The sequence below is a fragment of the Shewanella sp. SR44-3 genome, from assembly GCF_014163735.1.
Classification (GTDB): Bacteria; Pseudomonadota; Gammaproteobacteria; order Enterobacterales; family Shewanellaceae; genus Shewanella.
Map to the genome: position 1 here is coordinate 122675 of NZ_JACJDV010000007.1, position 18342 is coordinate 141016.

Sequence of the window (18342 nt, forward strand, 5' to 3'; positions counted from 1 at the left end):
CAGCACTAATGACTCAAACTCAACTCAATTAATATTAAGTTGAGTTTGAGGTTTTTTTATATTCACAAATCTGTTGTATTTCTACAATAACCACTATTAAATGCTCAGAATTAACCATATTAATAGCGTTTAGAATTTACCTTGTTATGGTTTATTCTTCGATAATTTGCGTTGTAATGCCAACTTGGTTTAAGGCGGCTTTTTCTAATGGACTTAACTGAGTAATGTCAGAAATATATGCCGGTTGGGATATAGGCTGTTCAGTATTGTGTGACAGATTTTGATTGAGTGACTCAATAAGCCCATCAATCACTGTACTGTACTTCACCGCTGTTGAAATCATCACAGGATCGTCTTGTGTGTAATCAGACAATGTTACTTTTTCAACGGCAAAATCGATAATGCCGCGCATGCGTTCGCCAAAACCACCACTTAGCTGTTCATAAGCTTGCTGCTTACTACTGGCAGGCATTTGATTTAATTGCTCGCTTATTAATTGCTTGTTAAACGTTGAGCGCGCAACCGCATCCATAAGTTGTTCAGGATTATTTTCGTTAAGTTGAGACCAAGATTGGTTTGAGTCTTCGATAAACTCTTTAACGCTAGCTAAAATATTACCTATATTAGGACGAATGCTTGTTAGCTCATTAATACTTGCACCTAAATTACCAGCAGCTTCAAGTTCGGTATTTCTAGGGTTAACAGATAGCGCTAGCTCTCGAAGGATTTGCAGATCACCAAAACTTACTGCACTGTTTTTAATCTGGCTAAAGGTGATGTCATTATTGCGAATGGCCTCTTGGAGATGGTTTAGGCTATCACTGCTTAGGTGAACCTGTTGGCTTGGGGCTACAGCGCGGGACAATAAACTCACGGCATTTAAAGTGGTTTTACGGCCAGGATCTTGTGGACTCATGGTCCGACTTGAGGCCGCGCTATTTTGTTTAGCTTGGCTTGTTTCAGGCTGTTCAGTTTGAACAGTGGTGAGCTTGGGATCATTGGGGCTGGGAGCAGGACTTAGATATTGGTTAACGTCTTGCGCTAATTGAGAAATTTCACCAGCTAAGTGTTTAAAGGCATCACTGGCGGTTTGCAGTGCATCGCTTGAAGTTTGGCTAACTAAATCACTGGCACTTGAACCTGTGGTCGCCCATTGCTGAAAAGGGATGCCACTAATGTCTTGGTTAAATATGGCAGTGGCTTTTTCTTGATGCTCTGGTGAGCCAAATTGCTGCACAGCCCTAAGCCCAGTGGCTACCGTTCTCAGCGCACCATTTCCGCTAGCAAGCTCAGTGTGACGAGCTTTTAATGTTTCCCCTGAAAGCTCTGTTAGGCTACTTAACTGTGAAAAACCTTTAGCGACACCGACACTTAAAAACTCTTTTGCAATTTGCTCCTTTGACAGTGGTGCATCTTGCAAAGGCGCCTGAGTTGCTGCAGCAGGTGCTTTCGGATCTTGGCTAGTGAAGAGTCTTTTGAACAGGTGCTCAATACTTTTACCAAACTCTGACAGCCCAGTTAATATTTTATTCTTGAGCGTGCCGCTGGTTTGGTTTTCGCTGCGTGCAGCAAGTCTTAATGCGTTGGTCTCCGGTGAGGTGGTGCTAACATCTTTACCTTTAAGTTGACCTGTTTGAATTGATTGCGGTAGATCTTCTAGTTTCTTGTAGCTGGTTAATGTAACTGAGTTCACTGATGATAATGGCATAATAATTCCTAATAATGAATGCATGTGAAACTAATGCCATTCTAGGCGTGATGAAGCTAAAGAATATGTCAACATATGTCGTAGTTTTGTTGATTTTGCACTTGAGGTTTTTTGTTTGAAAACCTAAAAATAATGGACGGATACTGGTAGTTGCCTCCATGTAAATCAGGTCTAATGCGGGTATTTAGGTTTTAGGATAAAGTCATGACCACACAATATGAACAAGCTGTAACTTCACTGTATCAAGAGTTGGGTCTAGCCCTGCCGGCATTAAGTACTATCACCAGTTTAAAGGTGGGTGAGCAAGTGATGCATATTACCGAGCATCCACAAGGGCAATTGTTAATGTTCAGTGAGCTAGGTTTAGTTGAGCATTTTGATCTTGTTGAATTGCTTAAAATAAACCTCTTTAGCCAGTGCGTGTATAAACCTGTAGTGGGCTTTGATCTTGACTCAAACTCTGTCGTGATTTGGAGTCGACAAGCCCTGACTAACAATGATGTCAGTGAGTATTATCAGCAATTGGAGCAATTAAGCCAGATGAGTGATTCAGCGATTGATAGTATAAAAAATACCATTCATACCGCGATTGACTCAGGCTTTGATGCCAGCCGTTTTCGGGTTTAATGTCACTTGTCACTTGTCACTTGTCACTTGTGGCTGTAAGTTCTTCAGATTAGCGTGAAGTGTTATGACCTTGTGTAGCACTAGCTTTCTTGCTCTAAAGTTTGCAGCCACCTTAATACTTCTGCTACGGGTTGTATAAGATCCGCAGGAATATATTGATCTAACAGCCCATCAGCATGTAAAGCTCGCGCTAAGGGCACTTTTTGGATCACAGGAACCCCAATTTCTTTAGCATATTCAATTAAGTTGAGAGCTTGAGTGCCTTGCTCTTTTAATGTGAGTATCGGCAAAGGCGTTTCACCTTTATTATAATAAATACCAATCGCAATGTGGGTAGGGTTAGTGACTAACACGCTGGAGCGTTTAACCTTGTCTCTAGCATTTGATGATTGCATTTCTTGATGCAGCTGTTTGCGCTTACTTTTTATCTCTGGGCTGCCCTCCATCTCTTTATATTCGCGTTTTACCTCATCTTTGCTCATTTTAAGTTGCTTAGTGTGTTGATACCGCTCAAAAGCATAATCAGCAATTGAGATAATAATAAATCCTACTCCAGAGGTTAAAATCAGCTGGGTTAGCAGTGTGCCTAAGATAAAGGGGATGCAATTGACTCCACACACGGGGATCCGCATTATGTCTTTGATATTGCCTTCAATGACGACCCAAATAATCAAAGTTAACAGTACAACCTTGATAATAGATTTTAAAAACTCAATAAGGCTTTTTACCGAAAAAATACGCTTAGCGCCATCTACAGGGTTTATTTTTTTTAGTTCAGGTTTAATCGGCTCAGCGCTAAAGAGCAGGCCAAATTGTACTAAATGAGCAATAATCGCGATACAAGCACTTAATAGTGCAATAGGCAGGATCAGGTAGAGTAGTTCGCTAATCAGTTTATCTGTGATATCGGTTAATGCATTGTCGAAAGATTGATAACCAAAGGTGGCCGGGAGCATGATGATATTGGTCATATGTTCAAGATAATAGTCCCCCATGGTGAGCAGAAACATAAACAAGAGCAAAATAATGGCGGTGGAGACAATTTCTTTACTTTTAGCTACTTGGCCTTTTTGTCTAGCATCACGAATTTTTTTCGCTGTGGGCTGTTCAGTTTTTTCCCCGCTCATTTAACGGCCTCCAATCACAGCGCGCAGCAAATCTGGAAATAACGCCAGTTCCACCAGTTCCTTGCCAAAGAATTCCATTAACGTTAGCAGGTAGAGGATAAGTAAAAAACTGGAAATCCCACTTTTTATAGGCATTGATAGTGAAAACACATTGAGCTGTGGAGCAAAGCGACTAACAAGTGCTAGGCCAAACTCAGCAAGGAACATGGCTATAATGATAGGTGCTGCCATCAAGACGCATAAGGCTAGCATGCGTTCAAACTGACCATAGAAAAATGCTACCCATTGCTCCGCAATGTCAGGAAAGAAAATCATAACAGGCCATTGTTGATAACTGTCAAAAATTGCCCCAAGAAAAGCAAGAAAACTACCACTGACAAAAAATAGCGTAATTAAGGTCTGGGTGAAGAGCACACCAGTGGGAGTCGATTGTTGTCCTAATGCCGGATTAAAGGAGCTCGCGAGTGTTGCCCCTCTCTGGTTATCAATGAAAAAACCTGTGGCTTCAATCGCCCAGAAAGGAATGGCAACCACGAAGCTGATTAGCATTCCCAGCAAAATTTCTTTGGCTAAAATGACCACTAACATGATGCCATCAACGCTCGCAGCTTGAGGTTGGCTGACCACTAGCGGGTATAAATAAAGTGCTATTGAGCAAATAACCCCATTTCGCACCAAGGCGCTGCCGAGCATTTGTTTACTTAAAATCGGCAACATAATAAAGCAACCAAATAACCTTGGCAGCGTCATGCTATAGACCAGAAAGAAATTTTGTAACTCTTCGACTGTCATGGAATTAGTGGGATCTTATCAAAGGTCATTTCTGCAAAACTGTATAGTTCACTGCCGAGCCAAGAGGCGGTGGCAAATAAGGCCATGATCACGGCGATAAGTTTGGCTACAAAGCCTAAAGTTTGCTCTTGAATTTGAGTCAAGGCTTGTATTAGTGACACTAAGGTGCCCACTATTGCCGCCGCTAAAATTGGCGGCATAGAAAGCATCATGACTAATATCAAGGTTTGTGAAGTAAAATGAATAACCTCTGCAACGTCCATCTTAGCTCCTAAACGTAACTCATGACTAAGCCATGGGTAAGCTTGGTCCAGCCATTAAGCAGTACAAATAGCAGCAACTTAAAAGGGAGTGAAATCGTCATTGGCGATACCATCATCATACCCATTGCCAGTAAAATGTTAGAAATAATCAAATCTATGGCAATAAAGGGTAAGTAGATCAAAAAGCCGATTTCAAAAGCTCGAGTAAGCTCACTAACAGTAAATGCAGGCAACAATATCAACAGGCTGTCTTGTTCTAATCTATCGGCGTACTTTTTTGGCCATAATGTCTTGGTGGTATCAACAAAGAAATGTTGCTCATCTTCGCGTATATGTTTCTTCAGGAACTGACGATAAGTATCTAGCCCTTCATCGGCAAATCCTTCAAAACTGTCAGTATTGTCAATGCTGACATTATGCTCTTTGATGTAGTCGAAGGTTTCAAAACCGACTGGGGCCATGATGTAAATTGATAAAATAATCGCAAAACCGTACATGGCCATGTTTGGCGGTATTTGTTGTACCCCAAGGGCGTTTCTAAGCAGGGAGAACACCACAGCAATTTTAATGAATGAAGTTGCCATCACTGCAATAAAAGGCACCAGAGCCATTAAAGCTAAGGTTATGATAAGATTAAAGGTATCAGGTAATTCAAACATAATTAATTAAGTTCTTGATTCATTAAATTGATTACTCTTACGCCCAAATGGTCGTTGACCTTGACCAGCTCTCCTGTGGCTAACACTTTGCCATTGGCTTTTAATTTGACCACTTGATCTAGAGATCCTGATAGTTCGAATACAAACTGCTCCTGTAGCTGGCTAAGCTCAGCGACAGTGACGAGCTGCTCACCAATTTCAAATGAGATATTGATAGGCAGAGATTGGATATCGGTATTATCTGAAGACATAGGTTTCTCTATTTCGGTTGCTATTAGGGTGATGCGATTATCGACTAAGTGACAGCGCCACATAGCGCGGTTAGCTATCATTAATACAGCTTGTTCATTTTTTAAGTAATTAATATCAAAGAATATAATGTCACCAGCTTCTAAAGACTGAGCATCTTTTAGGCTTAAACTTGTTTGACCAATAGCTAGTGCATAAGGCAAGGGAATATGTGGCCCTAGTGTATTTTTTGCCTGAGGAAGAGCATTAAAAATAAACTCTGAATTAGCTTCAATCCAACAGGTTACACCTATTTGATCACGAACTAGATTAATGTAACCACAGGTGATATTACTTTCATCAAGTTCAAGGGCTTTGATGGCAGTTATTACCATTTGTTGTCCAAATTTATTGGCTAACAGCCCTTGGTAAGGGATGATTTCAGCGCTAAGGAAGCTTAGTTGCAGCAGTTCAGGTAATAGCTTAAACGGTGTCCCTTGAAGGGCATCATCTAGAAAGGTTTGTAGCTGCTCTTCCTGGGTAAAAAACGTGATTTTATTCGCGCCAATAAGGCATTGGATCTGGTAACCACAAAGTCTTGGGCGCTTGCCAAGAGAGATGTTCAGGGTTAGCTGCTCATCAATATTAATCTGTTGAGCTCGCGTGCGAAGTAAGTTATTTAAACTTAAGGTTTGATTGCTAATCTCGGCGATAGGCAAGTTAAGCATTTTCTTGCTCCTCTAACCAAGTATCAAACACCCGTGATTTTTGACTGGACTCTTGTTGCTGCCCTTGGTCTTGTTGGCTAGGTTCGCTTGTCTGCTCTTGGCTACTAGTCACTATTCTAACTTGCAGTTCAGGATTTAACTTTTGCAATCTTTCCAATAACTCAGGGCGTGCGTGTTGGAGTAACTGTGCATGTTCATTGCTATGAATTAAGTTCACGCTGAGCTGATTGTTTTGCAATGAAATTGTAATTTCAGTGCCTTTAAGCAGGCCTTTTTCTAGCACCAGCTGTACCCTGTTTTGCCCTGGAGTGGCATGGCCTAGACTTGGGATTAATATTTGCACTTTATCGATAAGTTGGCTTATTAGTTGCTGACGCTCAAAGCTCATTGGTTCGGGTGTTTTTAAGTTACTCAAAATGATATTCCCAGGAGTATTGTTAAGGTTATCAAGGGGAGCTTTTTGAGTGCCTAAATTAATATCTTGAAGTTTGTCTTCTTGTTGGAATTTGTTTGTGCTTACTTGAGTCTTGGCCACTGGCAATCGTTCATCGACAGCTGTCACAGGTTTGTTAAGCTGCGGGGGGGGAGCAACTGGCTTAGGGACTGTTGGTGCCTGTTTATCAGTTGTAGTCCTTGCCGTTGGGCTCGTTTGGCTGTTGTCAGGGGGCGTTTTGTTGCCAATAGATGTTTTAGTGACATCTTCAGCTTGATGTAAGCCTGTTGCTGAGGCGCTAGATGTTACTACGTCTTCTTGTGCGCTTTTAGCTTTAAGGGGCTGTGCTATTGATGAGGCTTTGGTTTTTGTATTGTTTTTTTCATTGGTTTTAGTCTGCGCTAGCGCAGATATTAACGCTTGTGTGGTGTTTATGAGCTGTTGTTCTGGCTGCGCATTGGGTTGAAGCGGTATCTGCTGTGTGTTGTTTTTGGTTAATGTTAGGGGCATTTTGTTGTTCAGCAACTGAGATTGAGCTGGCTGCTGTAAACTGCTGTCTTTGAAAATCGGCTCATTTTTTTCAGCCGTCTCAGTGGTAGTGGAATGCTTCTGCAGATCTTGCTGTTTCAGTTGAGTCTCAGTTTTTATTTGTGGCGCATTCATGGCTTGTTCAAAATGCTCAATGAGGGTGTTTTTTGCTGCATTTTTCACTGTTGCCGAGCGCTCATCTGTATATTTAGAATCAGGCTTTAGGTGTGTGTGAGTGATTAACAAGGCAGTTCTCCAGTTGACATCATGCGGCGGTCTTCCAATTCTAACTCTTCTTGATATTGACTGAGGTACTCTTGCTCAATATCATCTTGTTGTTTTAAAAGCGTAAATTTTTCCATGGCTTTATTCGCAGCTAATACTTCCTTGCGCTTTTGAGCTAATATGCCTTGTTCTTGATCTCGCTTAAGTTCAACTTCCGCGACATCTTGTCTTAACGCCGCTTCTTTATCGTGAAGCAGAGCGATATGTTGTTGCAGTGACTCAAGTTGCTTAAGCTTTAAGCAAGCTTCTTTAGCCTGTTCAAACAGCTGTTTTTCTTCACCTATACGCCAATCTTGGTATTCTATGACCTTCTGCTGGGCTTGTTGTAGGCGCATATTCATTTGAGTGAGCACTTGCTGCTGTTTGGATAACGCATGTTCAGCTCGCTCAGTTTTGATCCTTTTTATGTTAATTAACTCAGCGATCATGATTGGGTTAGCTTAATCATTTGCTCAACGGCGTCATTGAGCTCACTAGGTTCTAAATTCCCTTGGCGCAAAAAAGCATTAATCTGCTCTTGTAGGGCTATGGCTTTATCGGCTAATTTATCTGAGCCTGCTTGGTATTCGCCAATTTTGAGTAACAGCTCAACTTCTTCATATTTCGCCATCAATTCTCTAAGCTTGCCGGCGGCCTGTTTTTGCTCTTCACTAACAATATTATTCATTACCCGACTTGCTGAGCGCAGTACATCAATCGCAGGATAATGATTAGCAGCGGCAAGCTTTCGAGATAAAATAATATGGCCGTCTAAAATAGAGCGCGTCTCATCGGCGACAGGCTCTGTCATATCATCGCCTTCAACTAACACAGTATAAAGAGCGGTAATTGAGCCTTTATCAGATTGACCAGAACGCTCCATTAACTTAGGAAGCTCAGCGAACACCGAAGGCGGATATCCACGGCGAGTTGGCGGCTCTCCTGAGGCTAATCCTATTTCACGTTGGGCTCTTGCAAAACGCGTTACTGAGTCCATCAGTAACAACACACTTTTTCCCTGATCGCGAAAATATTCGGCAATTGAGGTGGCAACAAAAGCGGCTTTAGCACGCTCCATGGCTGGGCGGTCTGAGGTGGCAACAACGAGCACTGAGCGCTTAAGACCTGCCTCCCCTAAGTCAGATTCAATAAATTCTCTTACCTCTCGGCCGCGCTCACCAATTAAAGCCAGCACAGTGACATCCACTTCTGCTGAACGTATTAATTTGGCTAATAAGGTACTTTTACCTCCACCGGCGGCTGCAAAAATACCTAAGCGTTGACCTTCACCGCAGGTTAGCAGGCCATCTATAGCTCTTACTCCTAAGGTGATGGGTTTAGTGATCATCTTGCGGCTCATGGGAGGGGGAGCATCTTGATACACAGGATAGTACTGGGTTGAGTCGTGGTGTTCATTACCTGAAAGTGGTCGCCCTAGGCCGTCCAGTACTTGTCCAAGCAAATGCTCCCCAACGGATACCTGATGGGTTTTACCTGTTGGGCTCACTTCGGTATTTGATGAAATGCCTTGCATCTTCCCCAGAGGAGTCAATAGGGCATGATGCTGTTGAAATCCAACCACTTCAGCTAATAAAGAAAGAGACTGGTCTGGGTTTTTAAGTTCACAGAGCTCACCCACACGGACCCCAGGCACCACAGCTTTAATTATGGTACCCGTCACTTGTGTTACCCGGCCTCGAATTTGAATCAAGCGGCCTTTTTCTGCGGCCAATTTAATGGTCTCTGGCACGTAGCTTAAGTTTACTTTTATTGGGGAGTCGATATTCATATTGGCGCTATGGTAAGGATTTACTGGTGGGGTATATATCAAGTTTGGTCAGTAAGTTTGTAGAAAAACGTCTAAATTCACCATGAACATTATCAAGGCTCGAATGACGTTATTCTTGTTCAATAATCCGACTAAATATTAAAAACTGGCGACGATTTGTAAGCAAATTACTGGGGGGATTTGTCTATTATCCAAACACAAGTTACTGAATTAATCGTTAAGGATAAATAATATGAAAGTAAATACTGCAACTCCAGTCTTGAATAATCCAATCCATGAGCAACTCAAGGGCGTGGATAAAGAGACTAAAGCATCGACGAATGTCAGCATTAATGATGCTGTAGGCTTATCACTTTCCTCAACGCTTAAACACTCTCTTGGCGTGGCATTTGGTGGCGATAATACCATTAAACATACGGCTCATTTGACTTCGTTACAGCCTCAGGGCGAAGGCAAGCTATTGGCAGAGAGCTTAGGTGATAGACAAGCGGTGATAAAACAGTTTGATAATGGCGTGACTCAAGTAACGCTGAATCGTCCACCTATGACCAATCTTGTATTAAGCGGCGGCGGTGCAAAAGGCGCAGCTTACCCAGGGGCTTTGGCGGCATTAGATAAGCATAACTTACTTGATAATATTAAGACTATGTCAGGTTCATCAGCTGGTGGTATTACTGCGGCTTTATTGGCATCAGGCATGACAGTGGACAGTTTTAAGCAGCTATCTGATGAAATGGATCTCATTTCATTGCTTGATAGTAGTAATAAAAATACTAAGTTAGTGCAAACTCTATCCAGTGAAATTGGTCAAGTAGCTAAAAATAGCTTACCAGAAAAGCTGGGCAGTTTGACTCAACTACTGCTTAATATCATCCCCCGTCTTGGCTCTGATGCTGTGCCTCTAGAAAAAGTGCTCCGTGAAGAATCACGCAAAGCTGTGCTAGGCCAAATAGATGCCCACCCAGAATCATTAGCTTACTCAGCTGTGAGTGATATTAAATTGGCACTAACCAAGGGCGGCGAAGTGACATTTTCGGCGTTGGATACGTTAAGCCACCATATCCCACAGGTTAAATCACTTCATATTACAGGAACTGGCATGTTCAAAGGCCGCCCACAATTAGTGGTGTTCAACGCCAGCACGGCTCCTAATATGGGCATAGCGAGAGCTGCACACATTTCAGGTTCCTTTCCCATGGTGTTTAAGCAGGTAGAGCACCAAATGGATTTCTTTAAAAGTACGGAAGGCAAAGGGGAGAAAACTCACTTTCAAGATGGCGGGGTTATGCTCAATGTGCCAGTGCCGGAGCTTATTGATCCGCAGTTCTCAACAAGTCCCATTCCCACAGGCGAAAGCTTGATCCTCAAATTTGAAGGGGGTGGAGAAGATCCCATTAAAGGGAGTATTGGCTCTGCAATAAAAGATTGGGTCGTAGGCGCTCCTAATACGGCAAGATCTGTCTTGCAAAATACCGGCCTTAATGATTTTACTAAGCAAACCGTAGTAGTGCCCCTTAAAACTGAAAAGGGAGATTTTTCAGATACATTTAAAGGCACACTGAATTTTACTATGGAAGATGAAATAAAAGATCATCTGCAAACGGCGCTGTTTAATGCGGTTAATACTCATATTGAAACTCAAGCAACAGACAGACAAGAGTTTGTCTTTAGTTCTCCAGAAGCGGCGTTATTAGCCTTAGATGATAAGAGTTTACATAGCATGAAGCTGCAATCAGAGTTAGCTGAACCCTTAATTAATTTTAAGTCTGATTCAATGGCTGCACTCTCTTCAGTGACGGTATCGATACTGACGGCAAATGAGAATAATACTAGCTTAACATTAACCCAAGACATGCAAACGGCATTTTCGGTACTCGATGGCTTAGCTAATACTCCTGCGAAATTAGACTGGTTGGCCGCTCAGCTTAATCAGACTGATAACTCAGATTGGCAGCAATTATTAAATGCATCAGAGGTAATCTCTGCTAGTGATTCAAAGGTATTAAATGCTGCCCATGAAAAAGCGGTCGAGCAAGATGTGCAAGTTATCGCCACTAGCATCATCAGGGAGCAAATTTATCCTTCTTTATATCGACAAGGCCAGACTGACAGTAATGTGGCCTTGCTGAGACGAGTTGAGCATAATTTGAATCGAGCAACCAGTAAACAACAAGTGAACGACGCTTTAGATGACATCATAAGCAACTATGAAGCTCGCCATAGCTTACTGAGCAAACCCTTAAGTTCAACCACGATTGAAATGGCAAAATCGGCAAAACTATAAAGGATAGAAAAATGATTACAACATGGTTAGCTCAACTGGGCATAGCATCTCTTAATAGTGCTGAGGACGTTTTCAATATCACGGTAGATCAAGGGCCAAATATTTTATTTGAAAAAGAGCTAGGTGATTGGTTAATGGCGGCAAGGATTGGTCCTTGTCCAAGAGATTTAAGTCAAGGCAAATGGTTGGTCATGTTGCAAATTAATGGCCCTTTTTCTCCCATGGCACCTTTTCATATTACCGTTGACACCGCAGGTGATATTTTATTATGGAGCCGTATTTCAGAGTCTGAAATCAGTCTTGAGTTACTGAACTTACGCTATCAGGCCTTGTTAGAGTATTACACTTACCTAGATAATTTTCTGTATAAAGAGGAGTCGACTGAAGCTCAAGTGACACCACGAACAATGACTGGCTCATTTAATTTTGTTTAATGTCATTGGTTGCTAACAGTCAAAAAAGGCGCAATTGTTGCGTCTTTTTTGTTGGCTAATGATTTTTAAATTAGCTTCTAACCATTCCCTGATTATCCGCTTATACCAGAAAAACTGATAAATAGGCAGCATATAGCTGCTGAGTAAAGATAGCCTTTGGGCTTGGCTAAGAAGTCGGGTAGCTAAAAAAAAGCGACGGATTTTGGCATCAGTTTATGGCTTCATTTTTTACACTGTCAGCATCAATCATTCTATGGGTTTTATCTTCTATGGTAGGCATAAATATTGGTGGGCAATCCATTGACAGCGCAAGGCGTCTTTTAGCTCAAACCACTACAACTCAGGGGGCAAGTACAACTGTTAGTAACGGTAATTACCGTGGTGATGTCGTGAAGCTACAGCCTGATGCTAAGTCCCTGCTTGATGCTGCCGAAGAGCTGACATTTAAAGTTTCAGAGTACCAAGAGAAAAATATCAGTAAACGTAAAGTATTGGATGATTTTGGCACAGTGTCAGAGGTTCAAGCACTGGTTGAGGAATACCTTAAGAAAGTCCCTGAGCTTGAAAAACAGCAAAAATTAAAAGACTTGGTGAGCAATTTAACCAAGCAAAGTGTCGGCGTATCTCAGCAATTGCAGGCATATTTGAACAGCTATTCTTCAGATGTCAGTGAGCAATTTGTTGCCTTATCTCAGGTAAAAAAGCAGCTTGCGGGTAAGCCTGAGGCCAAGGCCTTGTTGGCGCTCATTGATGCCAGTTTAACTAAGATGGCAAAAGAGCAAGGTTCGAAAATTAAAGCAGGCTTGATCATTTATGAAACCGCACTCGAATTTAGTTCAGATAAAGACATAGGTGACATACAAGGGCTGCGAGATTTTTATCGTGACTCGGTGCTCGATTACCAAGGCTTAGGCGATGCTTACCAAAATGTATTACAGCGCTTTGGTGATAAAAAAATAACTAAGGCGATTGGCTTTCTGCTTAAAGGACTCAGTGCCGATTTACAGGTTCAGGGATCGTCTGTTGAAGCGAGTAAATTACAACAGGTGATGGGGGATATGAATAAGTTGAGAATAATCAATGGTATGCATGAGCAAGTCGTGAGCTTGTTTGAGCGAGTCAAGATGCCGGTTCCAGCTTAGGTGATGCGCCATGGTGTATAAGACTACCGACTTTTTGTTTGATTTAATTCAGCTGGTTGAATTGCGCTGGGTGGGGGCTGATCAAATTTGGCAATTAGCAGTAAATGCAAATATTACTGACATAGAACAAAAAATTGCTTTTTTTCGTGAGGTAAAAAAACTCATACGCTTAATACCTGCAGAAATCTTCGCTGATGAAGAGCAACGACAAAATATGATTAATTCGGCGCAGCAAGCTCAAGACCGTGCCATAGAAGAGGAAGAGGACATGTTTGATGGATTGGGTTAATAGTGCGGTAGATGAGTTTTGCCGTATCGCAGGTATTACATCAAATTTTACTTCAACGGCCATGGTTCAGTTGTCATTTGAGCAAAGGGGTTTGCTAAACATTGAAATTGTGCAAGAGCAACTGGTGCTTTTCTTGACTAGAGATGTGCAATGGCATCAAAGAAATGAATTCTATATTAAAGCGTTACGCCTATGCCATGTTAGCCAAGGCTGGCCATTTTTAGTCAGAAGCGGGGCGTTAGGGCAAGAAGCCTTAGTTTTATCGGTAGCCATGCCTTTTAAAGACGTATCACTACCCATGCTAGAGCAAGCTTTTAGCTTGCTAAGCCGTTTGCATGATGAGATAGAACAAGGATGAGTAAAGTAACTGCTGCCCACATTGGCATAGAGCAGCTGACTTTTCATGCTCACGATGAAATAGATAGCCCATTTCCAGCACGTTTTTCTCTGCCACCTGATGGTGAGGCAATTCCTTCTCATCTGAATAAGCTCTACGAGTTATCTCCTGGTGATAGCACGCTGAAATCTCTGACCCAGCCTAAGATAAGCGACATGAGTTTACTTAGACCTAAACAATATCAAGCTGTATTTGCCCAAGCCGCAAGCAAATTAACTGAATTAGCAGAACAACTTGATGCTGACGATTTGCGCAAGGCTGCCAATGCAATGAAACAGACCAAGGTAGATCAAGATTACCTTACCCTTGCCTTTAATTTGTTATTGAGAGTGTGATACGCGGATGTTGAACCAATCTGAAATTGAAGTATTGCACTTGCATGCCTGTTTGCAAATGCAATATCAACAGCCACAAAAAGCCCTTACGTTACTCAAAGCGATTGTTTTGTGCGCGCCTGAATTTCGTCCCGCCCAAACCTCGTTAGCCCTTGTTTGTCTTGAGGCCCAAGAATACCAAGCATCGGTGACTTGGTGTCAAACCTTACTTGCTAAACAAGATAATGCTGATAAAGCAGCTTTATTACTTTGCTTAAGTCGAGCTTATTGGCGTTTAAATGAACCACAAAAAGCCCGCGAGGCCTATGGGCTTTACATCGGTAGCCATCAAGATAATCAGCGAAATACAATAGACGGTAGCCCAAATGAATAAAGTTTTATCCGTGTTAAATCAAATTGGGCAGCGTAAAGACATCATGCTGGCGGTATTGCTGTTAGGGGTTATCTTTATGATGATCCTGCCGCTACCTACTGCATTAGTGGATGTCTTAATTGGTATTAACATCACTATTGCTGTGGTGCTTATGATGCTAGCGATTTATATCAAGTCACCACTTGAATTTTCCGCCTTTCCCGTTGTGTTGCTTATTACCACTATTTTTAGGTTGTCTTTATCCATCACCACCACTCGACTTATTTTATTGCAAGCCGATGCGGGGCAAATTGTATACACCTTCGGTAATTTTGTGGTGGGCGGCAATTTGGTTGTGGGTCTGGTGATCTTCTTGATTATTACCATAGTGCAATTTTTAGTGATAACCAAAGGATCGGAGCGCGTGGCGGAAGTCAGTGCTCGCTTCTCTTTAGATGCTATGCCTGGTAAGCAAATGAGTATCGATGGAGATATGCGCGCTGGGGTTATTGATGTCAATGAGGCAAGAGACCGACGCTCTATCATTGAAAAAGAAAGCCAGATGTACGGCTCTATGGACGGGGCGATGAAGTTTGTTAAAGGAGATGCTATTGCAGGATTGGTGATCATCTTCGTTAACATATTAGGTGGTGTCACTATAGGTGTGACCCAAAAAGGCATGTCAGCGGCGGACGCGTTACAGCTATTTTCGGTATTAACCATAGGTGACGGCTTAGTTTCGCAGATCCCCGCACTGCTTATTGCTATTACAGCGGGCATGATAGTGACCCGGGTTGATAACAATGAAAACCCCTCAGATATGGGGTCGGAAATTGGCGATCAAGTAACAGCTCAACCTAAGGCGTTGTTGATTGGCGGCGCGCTATTAACACTCTTTGCCCTTATCCCCGGATTTCCAACCGTCACCTTTCTGGTTTTAGCCTTTATTGTCGGCGGTGGAGGAGTATTAATTGGCTTTAATGCCAAAAAATCCTTAGTGGGGCAGACGGATGACTTACCAACGTTTCTAGCTAATGGCGCAGGTGCGCCAGCGGCTAAATCCAAAAACTCTCCTAAGCCGCACAGTGGTGGAAAAACAGCGAATAAACTTGGCAATAAAGAAGAGTTTGCGTTAACCGTTCCCTTAATGATCGATGTGGACGCTAGCCTGCAATCACATTTTGAAGCTATTTCTCTTAATGATGAGCTTGTTAGAGTAAGACGCGCCTTGTATTTAGACTTAGGTGTGCCTTTTCCTGGTATTCATTTACGGTTTAATACCAGTTTAGATAACCAGCAATACGTTATTCATTTGCAAGAAGTGCCAGTCGCCAGAGGGCGCATAACTAAAGATAAGCTTTTAGTGACAGAAGGCAGTGAACAAATTGAGCTGCTCAATATTGATTATGATAGAGATGAGAATTTCTTACCTAATATTGACACTATTTGGGTGAGTGATACCAAGCTTGAAATGCTGGAGAAATCACGAATAGGCTTCTTGACTCCAGATCGAATTTTGACCTATCACTTGTCCCATGTACTTAAGGAGTACGCTGAAGATTTTGTTGGTATTCAAGAGGCTCGCTACCTCCTAGAAGAAATGGAAGCCAGCTACGGAGAGTTAGTAAAAGAAGCCCAACGTATGGTGCCGTTACAAAAGATGACTGAAATTTTACAGCGCCTGGTGTCTGAGGATATTTCCATTCGTAACCTGCGCACCATACTTGAAGCTATGGTGGAGTGGGGTCAGAAAGAGAAAGATGTGGTGCAGCTCACCGAATATATACGCACTAGCTTAAAGCGTTATATTTGCTACAAATACTCCAACGGACAAAATGTCTTGCCTGCCTACCTATTAGAGCAGCAATTAGAAGAAACCATCCGCAATGGCGTGCGCCAAACCTCGGCAGGTAGCTACCTTGCTTTAGATCCTTCCGTCACCCAAGAGTTTCTTGCTCAAGTGAAGAAAACCGTCGGTGATTTAAGCAAGATGAACAATAAACCTGTGATGTTGGTATCAATGGATATACGCCGCTATGTACGTAAATTAATTGAAGCCGATTATTACGATATGCCGGTGCTGTCGTTCCAAGAATTGACTCAACAGATCAATATTCAGCCTCTGGGCAGGGTAGGGATGTGACATGAACCAATCCTTGTTAAATGAGTTAAGCCTAAGCCAATATTTTATGAAAAAAGGCTATCAGCTTGAACCTTATTATTGGCAAAACACAGAAATAGAACTGGGCACAGCGATTTACTTTGATGATGCCTTGCTGGTTTATCGGGTAGAGCCAGAGCTTCAACGAGTCTTAATTGTTAAATTCAGCCGCCAGACAGCGAAATCAGGCTTAAGTAGTCCTTTTAAGCCACTTTATTTATTGGCTGACGCTGCGATTGCGGTTTATGGCATAGATTATCGCTTAGAGGGCAAGGTCGATGTCTTCAGAGGTAGCCGCTTAAGCAATCAAAGACTGGCTCGTTATTATCAACATACTGGCGCAGAGCTTGATATTCAGACAGGACAATATTCCCTATTACTTTCAAATTTAAGGCCTATTAATTAACTGTCTTATTGAACTGGCTTTAGAAAATCTAACCGTTAATTGAAAAGTGATAATTTTACGCCCTTGAGATACAGCCTTAAAAAGTTTCACATTTTACTATGGAGATCATAATGGCAGAGAGTGACCCAAGAGGACTTTCAAATACCATAGCAGCAGCGGAAGAAGCTATCGCTAATGCTCAGCATAGAGCTGAACTTGTGAGTAAAATGCTGACGGGTATGGGAGTCAGTGCTTTCGCCGCCAGTGCTATTTTTGATAATGATGCCATGGCACCTGGTTTAACTCAGCAGGCGGAAAAAGATTTATTACATGAAGTGTCTCGTCAGCGCCGAGCTGCCGTTGCTGCAAATCCCAGCTTAGGGGAAGCAGATACCAAGAAGCGCCGGCCGACAATTATGCGCGGCATGATGATTTAAAAAAGGAATAATGTATGGCTTTAAGTCCTATCAGCAATACCCCTGCAGATATCGTTTCTCGGGTGAGGGAGGCAGATCAAGGTCAAAACCTTACTGACTTAATCGGATTTTCTAAATTAATAGAAGATAAGCTTAAAAGCTCCAGCACTTGGTCTGACAGTAATGATATTTTTGCCGCGAAAATTGGCGCAGATCTAACGCCAGTAGAAAAGCTCAGTGATTTCCAGCGCTTTTGGGGGCTAGTCGTTAACCAATTGGTGGACATGGGGCAAGACCCTAACAGCTTGCTTAAAGCCGATGGTGCGCTGTTTACTAAGTTAACAGCTGATCTTGAATCGCTATTTACAAAAACACTCAATGCAGTACCTGTGGGGCAGAAAATTGACCTATCAGATGTAAAGCACCTTGCTTTACTTTCAGTGTTTTCAGAGCGGTTAGATAATCCTGTGTTAGTGGCTTATCAAGACAGGCTGTTTGTTAATCAAGCTAAGCGTGATGCGGCTCAAGAAGAGCTAAAAGGCTTGTCTAATGAACTCAAGATTTATGGTGTTATTCAAAGTCAGATCCAGCAAAGAATATCTACCAATATTGCTTATAACCCAAATTTGCAACTCACAGCAGCCGATTTTGGTTATAAAAATAATGCCGATTTTATCGATTCAGCTGAATATAAAAAACTGCAGGAAATTACCGGTAAAACTTCAAATATCAGCACAAAAGATTTCTTAAATGCCAAAGGGATCAGTTCATTAGATGATTATTCCAGCGCCAAACTTAAGGATGATTGGGATGACAAATTGGCTAATTTAGGCACTGCGATTTCAGATAAATCTAAACTAATTAATGATGATGTCAGCCTTAAAACCACCGAATTGAATCAAATATCCTCAACCTATAACAGCACTGTCGAAGCTATTAACCGTTTTGTGCAGAAATACAATGGCGTGTTACAAGAAATTTTACGAGCAATTTAGGAAATA

The 18342-nt window shown here is 42.1% G+C and carries 21 protein-coding genes; 12 read left to right on the forward strand and 9 right to left on the reverse strand.

Translation table 11 applies throughout. From position 1 onward, the window contains the following. Positions 1 to 151 precede the first annotated feature (151 nt). A complete protein-coding gene (locus tag H5073_RS06330; protein WP_182678044.1) occupies positions 152 to 1708 on the reverse strand; it encodes a hypothetical protein in 1557 nt (518 codons plus the stop codon). Positions 1709 to 1912: 204 nt separating this feature from the next. Between H5073_RS06330 and H5073_RS06335 the strand changes: the two genes are divergently transcribed. Then, positions 1913 to 2335, forward strand: a complete 423-nt coding sequence (locus H5073_RS06335) for a CesT family type III secretion system chaperone (RefSeq protein ID WP_182678046.1) — start codon at positions 1913 to 1915, stop codon at positions 2333 to 2335. A gap of 80 nt (positions 2336 to 2415) precedes the next feature. Here H5073_RS06335 and sctU read toward each other — a convergent pair whose 3' ends face one another. The 8 genes from sctU to sctN are packed head-to-tail and all read right to left on the reverse strand — an operon-like array spanning position 2416 to position 9146. Beyond that, on the reverse strand, positions 2416 to 3462 hold the full coding sequence (gene sctU, locus H5073_RS06340) for a type III secretion system export apparatus subunit SctU (protein WP_182678048.1): 1047 nt from the start codon (positions 3460 to 3462) through the stop codon (positions 2416 to 2418). Next, positions 3463 to 4254, reverse strand: coding sequence for a type III secretion system export apparatus subunit SctT (gene sctT, locus H5073_RS06345; RefSeq protein WP_182678050.1), 792 nt, complete (start codon positions 4252 to 4254; stop codon positions 3463 to 3465). After that, positions 4251 to 4517, reverse strand: a complete 267-nt coding sequence (gene sctS / locus H5073_RS06350) for a type III secretion system export apparatus subunit SctS (protein ID WP_182678052.1) — start codon at positions 4515 to 4517, stop codon at positions 4251 to 4253. The genes sctT and sctS overlap by 4 nt, the downstream gene beginning before the upstream one ends. Positions 4518 to 4525: 8 nt before the next feature. Beyond that, the gene (sctR, locus tag H5073_RS06355; protein ID WP_182678054.1) at positions 4526 to 5176 is read right to left on the reverse strand and encodes a type III secretion system export apparatus subunit SctR; all 651 of its coding nucleotides are present in this window, start codon (positions 5174 to 5176) and stop codon (positions 4526 to 4528) included. 2 nt (positions 5177 to 5178) lie between these two features. Further along, positions 5179 to 6132 carry a type III secretion system cytoplasmic ring protein SctQ gene (sctQ, locus tag H5073_RS06360; RefSeq protein ID WP_182678056.1) on the reverse strand — a complete coding sequence of 318 codons (954 nt, stop codon included), beginning with the start codon at positions 6130 to 6132 and terminating at the stop codon, positions 5179 to 5181. Beyond that, positions 6125 to 7339 carry a hypothetical protein gene (locus H5073_RS06365; protein WP_182678058.1) on the reverse strand — a complete coding sequence of 405 codons (1215 nt, stop codon included), beginning with the start codon at positions 7337 to 7339 and terminating at the stop codon, positions 6125 to 6127. The genes sctQ and H5073_RS06365 overlap by 8 nt, the downstream gene beginning before the upstream one ends. Next, entirely contained in the window at positions 7333 to 7806 is a 474-nt protein-coding gene (locus H5073_RS06370; protein ID WP_182678060.1) for a type III secretion system stalk subunit SctO, read from the reverse strand. Before H5073_RS06370 ends, H5073_RS06365 begins: the two co-directional genes overlap by 7 nt. After that, on the reverse strand, positions 7803 to 9146 hold the full coding sequence (sctN, locus tag H5073_RS06375; protein WP_182678062.1) for a type III secretion system ATPase SctN: 1344 nt from the start codon (positions 9144 to 9146) through the stop codon (positions 7803 to 7805). The genes H5073_RS06370 and sctN overlap by 4 nt, the downstream gene beginning before the upstream one ends. 232 nt (positions 9147 to 9378) lie before the next feature. On the opposite strand from sctN, the gene H5073_RS06380 reads away from it, so the two are divergent. From H5073_RS06380 to H5073_RS06430, 11 genes are all read left to right on the forward strand, one after another. Beyond that, positions 9379 to 11430 (forward strand): patatin-like phospholipase family protein, encoded by a 2052-nt coding sequence (locus H5073_RS06380; RefSeq protein WP_220487974.1) that lies wholly within the window; start codon positions 9379 to 9381, stop codon positions 11428 to 11430. A gap of 11 nt (positions 11431 to 11441) precedes the next feature. Beyond that, the gene (locus tag H5073_RS06385) at positions 11442 to 11864 is read left to right on the forward strand and encodes a CesT family type III secretion system chaperone (RefSeq protein ID WP_182678064.1); all 423 of its coding nucleotides are present in this window, start codon (positions 11442 to 11444) and stop codon (positions 11862 to 11864) included. A 215-nt stretch (positions 11865 to 12079) separates the two neighbouring features. Continuing rightward, entirely contained in the window at positions 12080 to 13006 is a 927-nt protein-coding gene (sctW, locus tag H5073_RS06390; RefSeq protein ID WP_182678066.1) for a type III secretion system gatekeeper subunit SctW, read from the forward strand. A 10-nt stretch (positions 13007 to 13016) separates the two neighbouring features. Next, positions 13017 to 13295 carry a TyeA family type III secretion system gatekeeper subunit gene (locus H5073_RS06395; protein ID WP_182678068.1) on the forward strand — a complete coding sequence of 93 codons (279 nt, stop codon included), beginning with the start codon at positions 13017 to 13019 and terminating at the stop codon, positions 13293 to 13295. Continuing rightward, positions 13282 to 13653 (forward strand): type III secretion chaperone SycN, encoded by a 372-nt coding sequence (gene sycN / locus H5073_RS06400; protein WP_182678070.1) that lies wholly within the window; start codon positions 13282 to 13284, stop codon positions 13651 to 13653. The genes H5073_RS06395 and sycN overlap by 14 nt, the downstream gene beginning before the upstream one ends. Further along, on the forward strand, positions 13650 to 14027 hold the full coding sequence (locus H5073_RS06405; RefSeq protein ID WP_182678072.1) for a YscX family type III secretion protein: 378 nt from the start codon (positions 13650 to 13652) through the stop codon (positions 14025 to 14027). The genes sycN and H5073_RS06405 overlap by 4 nt, the downstream gene beginning before the upstream one ends. A gap of 7 nt (positions 14028 to 14034) precedes the next feature. Then, positions 14035 to 14400, forward strand: a complete 366-nt coding sequence (locus H5073_RS06410; RefSeq protein ID WP_182678074.1) for a lipopolysaccharide assembly protein LapB — start codon at positions 14035 to 14037, stop codon at positions 14398 to 14400. Further along, entirely contained in the window at positions 14393 to 16522 is a 2130-nt protein-coding gene (gene sctV, locus H5073_RS06415; protein ID WP_182678076.1) for a type III secretion system export apparatus subunit SctV, read from the forward strand. The genes H5073_RS06410 and sctV overlap by 8 nt, the downstream gene beginning before the upstream one ends. A 1-nt stretch (position 16523) precedes the next feature. Next, the gene (locus H5073_RS06420; RefSeq protein WP_182678078.1) at positions 16524 to 16946 is read left to right on the forward strand and encodes a type III secretion system regulator LcrR; all 423 of its coding nucleotides are present in this window, start codon (positions 16524 to 16526) and stop codon (positions 16944 to 16946) included. A 110-nt stretch (positions 16947 to 17056) separates the two neighbouring features. Beyond that, positions 17057 to 17362, forward strand: coding sequence for a type III secretion protein (locus H5073_RS06425; protein ID WP_182678080.1), 306 nt, complete (start codon positions 17057 to 17059; stop codon positions 17360 to 17362). Between the two features lie 14 nt (positions 17363 to 17376). Beyond that, complete coding sequence (locus tag H5073_RS06430; RefSeq protein ID WP_182678081.1) at positions 17377 to 18336, forward strand: virulence-associated V antigen; 960 nt, start codon at positions 17377 to 17379, stop codon at positions 18334 to 18336. Positions 18337 to 18342: the final 6 nt, after the last annotated feature.

Bases quoted from the DNA above. Each gene is read 5' to 3' on its own strand.
- H5073_RS06330 (WP_182678044.1), bottom strand. From the start codon at position 1,708: ATGCCATTATCATCAGTGAACTCAGTTACATTAACCAGCTACAAGAAA.
- H5073_RS06335 (WP_182678046.1), top strand. From the start codon at position 1,913: ATGACCACACAATATGAACAAGCTGTAACTTCACTGTATCAAGAGTTG.
- sctU (WP_182678048.1), bottom strand. From the start codon at position 3,462: ATGAGCGGGGAAAAAACTGAACAGCCCACAGCGAAAAAAATTCGTGAT.
- sctT (WP_182678050.1), bottom strand. From the start codon at position 4,254: ATGACAGTCGAAGAGTTACAAAATTTCTTTCTGGTCTATAGCATGACG.
- sctS (WP_182678052.1), bottom strand. From the start codon at position 4,517: ATGGACGTTGCAGAGGTTATTCATTTTACTTCACAAACCTTGATATTA.
- sctR (WP_182678054.1), bottom strand. From the start codon at position 5,176: ATGTTTGAATTACCTGATACCTTTAATCTTATCATAACCTTAGCTTTA.
- sctQ (WP_182678056.1), bottom strand. From the start codon at position 6,132: ATGCTTAACTTGCCTATCGCCGAGATTAGCAATCAAACCTTAAGTTTA.
- H5073_RS06370 (WP_182678060.1), bottom strand. From the start codon at position 7,806: ATGATCGCTGAGTTAATTAACATAAAAAGGATCAAAACTGAGCGAGCT.
- sctN (WP_182678062.1), bottom strand. From the start codon at position 9,146: ATGAATATCGACTCCCCAATAAAAGTAAACTTAAGCTACGTGCCAGAG.
- H5073_RS06380 (WP_220487974.1), top strand. From the start codon at position 9,379: ATGAAAGTAAATACTGCAACTCCAGTCTTGAATAATCCAATCCATGAG.
- H5073_RS06385 (WP_182678064.1), top strand. From the start codon at position 11,442: ATGATTACAACATGGTTAGCTCAACTGGGCATAGCATCTCTTAATAGT.
- sctW (WP_182678066.1), top strand. From the start codon at position 12,080: ATGGCTTCATTTTTTACACTGTCAGCATCAATCATTCTATGGGTTTTA.
- H5073_RS06395 (WP_182678068.1), top strand. From the start codon at position 13,017: ATGGTGTATAAGACTACCGACTTTTTGTTTGATTTAATTCAGCTGGTT.
- sycN (WP_182678070.1), top strand. From the start codon at position 13,282: ATGGATTGGGTTAATAGTGCGGTAGATGAGTTTTGCCGTATCGCAGGT.
- H5073_RS06405 (WP_182678072.1), top strand. From the start codon at position 13,650: ATGAGTAAAGTAACTGCTGCCCACATTGGCATAGAGCAGCTGACTTTT.
- H5073_RS06410 (WP_182678074.1), top strand. From the start codon at position 14,035: ATGTTGAACCAATCTGAAATTGAAGTATTGCACTTGCATGCCTGTTTG.
- sctV (WP_182678076.1), top strand. From the start codon at position 14,393: ATGAATAAAGTTTTATCCGTGTTAAATCAAATTGGGCAGCGTAAAGAC.
- H5073_RS06420 (WP_182678078.1), top strand. From the start codon at position 16,524: ATGAACCAATCCTTGTTAAATGAGTTAAGCCTAAGCCAATATTTTATG.
- H5073_RS06425 (WP_182678080.1), top strand. From the start codon at position 17,057: ATGGCAGAGAGTGACCCAAGAGGACTTTCAAATACCATAGCAGCAGCG.
- H5073_RS06430 (WP_182678081.1), top strand. From the start codon at position 17,377: ATGGCTTTAAGTCCTATCAGCAATACCCCTGCAGATATCGTTTCTCGG.